The following is a 4,035-nucleotide window of genomic DNA, read 5'->3' on the forward strand; positions in this document are numbered from 1 at the left end:
GTCGATTGGCGTTGGCTCCACCATATCACTTCGATCAGATCGTTAAGCACTGTGTCAGTGTTTAACCGTCCGATTGGACGATAGAACAGCGTAAGCTGTTCGTCTTTTACATCGTATAGAGAGAAATCAATCAACACTGTTTGATCGCGCCGAGTGTGGCGTTGATCTCAGTTGGTCCTCACGTGCTCAAGTAGCCGAATAGGCGGTAGCACACATAGTGAGGAGGTTTGATTAGGGATGTTTCCTCGTCCCTCTTTGAATATCCCGGCTGAAACGAACAGAGTTGTCCAAGTCAAGTACACTAACCCGCATGATCTGACGATCATGCATTGTCTTCTATCCTCTGCGTGGGGCCGACCGACATCGGCAGCGCGGGTTCCAGGATGGAAGGCGGGAAAGTATGCTTTTGGTTCAGGAAAAGGGGTTGGTTGTTCCAGCTTCCGACCCATTATGGACTTGCTTTGCAAGTCCAGTCTTTCTTTTTCTGGATCAAATCAAGCGCGAGAAGGGCGTTTGGTGAATGCCTTGGCAGCAAGAGGCGATGAAAGACGTGATACTCTGCGATAAGCCATGGGGAGCTGAGAATAAGCTTTGATCCATGGATCTCTGAATGGGGCAACCCACTTGAAAGCTTCATATTGTTATCTCTGATAATCAATATGTCGCTTAACCAAGTACTTAAGACCTGAATACATAGGGTTTTAAGAGCAAACCCGGGGAACTGAAACATCTAAGTACCCGGAGGAAAGGAAATCAATTGATACTCCCCTAGTAGCGGCGAGCGAACGGGGACCAGCCGAGCCAGATGAGTGAGAAGAACATGTTGGGAAGCATGGCCATAGCGGGTGACAGCCCCGTATTCTAAGCTTTGATGGACGTATTAAGTAGGGCGGAACACGTGAAATTCTGTCTGAAGATCGGAGGACCACCTTCGAAGGCTAAGTACTCCTTGCTGACCGATAGCGAACCAGTACCGTGAGGGAAAGGTGAAAAGCACCCCGACGAGGGGAGTGAAACAGTACCTGAAACCGAACGCCTACAATCAGTCGGAGGCTCCTTGCGAGCTGACGGCGTACCTTTTGTATAATGGGTCATCGACTTGGTCTCACGAGCAAGCTTAAGCCGTTAGGTGTAGGCGTAGCGAAAGCGAGTCTTAATAGGGCGTATGAGTTCGTGGGATCAGACCCGAAACCGAGTGATCTAGGCATGGCCAGGTTGAAGGTAAGGTAACACTTACTGGAGGACCGAACCCACATCTGTTGAAAAAGATCGGGATGAGCTGTGCCTAGGGGTGAAAGGCCAATCAAACTCGGAGATAGCTGGTTCTCTGCGAAATCTATTTAGGTAGAGCGTCATCCGAATACCCCGGGGGGTAGAGCACTGGATGGGTAATGGGGCCCCACAGGCTTACTGATCCTAACCAAACTCCGAATACCCGGGAGTACTAGATGGCAGACACACTGCGGATGCTAACGTCCGTAGTGGAGAGGGAAACAACCCTGACCTACGACTAAGGCCCCCAATTCATGGCTAAGTGGGAAAGCAGGTGGGACGACCAAAACAACCAGGAGGTTGGCTTAGAAGCAGCCATCCTTTAAAGATAGCGTAACAGCTCACTGGTCTAAATAAGTTGTCCTGCGGCGAAGATGTAACGGGGCTCAAGCCATGAGCCGAAGTCTAGGGATGCGTAAGCATCGGTAGCAGAGCGTAGTGTGACATAGGTTCCATCCTCTTTAGTCGTCTTCGGACGACCTTGGAGGATATGAACCTTTCGATGAAGCGGGCGCGTGAGCGATCCCGTGGAGAGATCACTAGTGAGAATGATGACATGAGTAGCGACAAAGAGTGTGAGAGACACTCTCGCCGAAAGTCCAAGGGTTCCTGCTTAAAGCTAATCTGAGCAGGGTAAGCCGGCCCCTAAGCCGAGGCCGAAAGGCGTAGGCGATGGGAACTAGGTTAATATTCCTAGGCCAGGAGGATGTGACGGATCACAGATGTAGTTCAATCTTATCGGATTGATTGGGCTGCTGAGTGGTTCCTGGAAATAGCCCTCCATCAGACCGTACCCTAAACCGACACAGGTGGACTGGTAGAGCATACCAAGGCGCTTGAGAGAACGATGTTGAAGGAACTCGGCAAAATACCTCCGTAAGTTCGCGAGAAGGAGGCCCGGTTCCTAGGCAACTAGGGGCTGGGGGCACAAACCAGGGGGTGGCGACTGTTTATTAAAAACACAGGGCTCTGCGAAGTCGCAAGACGACGTATAGGGTCTGACGCCTGCCCGGTGCCTGAAGGTTAAAAGGAGAGGTGAGAGCCTTGAATTGAAGCCCAGGTAAACGGCGGCCGTAACTATAACGGTCCTAAGGTAGCGAAATTCCTTGTCGGGTAAGTTCCGACCTGCACGAATGGCGTAACGACTTCCCCGCTGTCTCCAACATCGACTCAGCGAAATTGAATTGCCTGTCAAGATGCAGGCTTCCCGCGGTTAGACGGAAAGACCCCGTGCACCTTTACTACAGCTTCGCACTGGCATCAGGATTGTGATGTGCAGGATAGGTGGTAGGCTTTGAAGCGGAAACGCAAGTATCCGTGGAGCCTCCCTTGAGATACCACCCTTCGCACTCTTGATGTCTAACCGCGGTCCGTTATCCGGATCCGGGACCCTGCGTGGCGGGTAGTTTGACTGGGGCGGTCGCCTCCTAAAGCGTAACGGAGGCGCGCGAAGGTTGGCTCAGAGCGGTCGGAAATCGCTCGTTGAGTGCAATGGCAGAAGCCAGCCTGACTGCGAGACTGACAAGTCGAGCAGAGTCGAAAGACGGCCATAGTGATCCGGTGGTCCCGAGTGGAAGGGCCATCGCTCAACGGATAAAAGGTACGCCGGGGATAACAGGCTGATACTGCCCAAGAGTCCATATCGACGGCAGTGTTTGGCACCTCGATGTCGGCTCATCTCATCCTGGGGCTGGAGCAGGTCCCAAGGGTACGGCTGTTCGCCGTTTAAAGAGGTACGTGAGCTGGGTTTAGAACGTCGTGAGACAGTTCGGTCCCTATCTGCCGTGGGTGTAGGAGACTTGAGAGGAGTTGCCCCTAGTACGAGAGGACCGGGGTGAACGATCCACTGGTGGACCAGTTGTCGTGCCAACGGCAGTGCTGGGTAGCTATGATCGGACAGGATAACCGCTGAAGGCATCTAAGCGGGAAGCCCCCCTCAAAACAAGGTCTCCCTGAGGGCCGTGGAAGACCACCACGTCAATAGGCCGGAGATGTAAGCGCAGTAATGCGTTCAGTTGACCGGTACTAATCGCCCGATAGGCTTGATTTGATCCAGTAATGGAAAGATACAATCAAACCAAAAGCATACACCGACCTTGAGTTGGACAACACTGATTGATGTGAAACCCCGTAAAGGGGTGACATAACAACCGAGTGGCAACGCGCATTCGCAAGCGAATACGCTGCCTGCCACCTGTCGCTTTCTTGCACAGCAAGAAGGTCGACATGGGCTTTTCCTCGGTTTGGTGGTCATAGCGCAAGTGAAACACCCGGTCCCATCCCGAACCCGGAAGTTAAGCACTGCCGCGCCAATGGTACTTGGGCTTAAGCCCCGGGAGAGTAGGTCACCGCCAAACCTAGTAAAAGCCCATATCTCTCTAATACGATGAACAAAACACTACCCGGCCTCAAGTAGCGCAAGCGATAGGCCAACAACGGCCTCAAGTAGCCGAATAGGCGGTAGGCCCACCAAAGTGTCGCGGGGTGGAGCAGTCCGGTAGCTCGTCAGGCTCATAACCTGAAGGTCAGAGGTTCAAATCCTCTCCCCGCAACCAACTTACAAACAGCCCGTTCGATCTACAAACAGTCCACTGGACTGTTGGCTTAACGATCAAACCTCGTCGTTCCTCGGGGCTTACGCGGCCCCACCGGGGCCACGGTCCCCTCAAACCATAACCTGAAGGGTGAGGAGGAAGAGTGATCGATCCAGTGGACCGATCACCCGACGAACGCGCAACGCGCCGGACCACAGGTTCAAATCCT

Annotated in this window: 1 tRNA gene and 2 rRNA genes; all 3 read left to right on the forward strand. The window is 53.0% G+C overall.

Going from position 1 to position 4,035, the window contains the following annotated elements:
- The first annotated feature begins 492 nt into the window (after nt 1–492).
- The 3 genes from ACR0MS_RS20320 to ACR0MS_RS20330 all read left to right on the forward strand — a co-directional run bounded on the left by ACR0MS_RS20320 (nt 493) and on the right by ACR0MS_RS20330 (nt 3,827).
- Nucleotides 493–3,322 (forward strand): 23S ribosomal RNA (locus ACR0MS_RS20320).
- Between the two features lie 192 nt (nt 3,323–3,514).
- Nucleotides 3,515–3,629, forward strand: a 5S ribosomal RNA gene (rrf, locus tag ACR0MS_RS20325).
- Nucleotides 3,630–3,750: 121 nt separating this feature from the next.
- Nucleotides 3,751–3,827, forward strand: a tRNA-Met gene (locus ACR0MS_RS20330).
- Nucleotides 3,828–4,035: the final 208 nt, after the last annotated feature.

This window comes from Ruegeria sp. CJ2, from assembly GCF_056536745.1.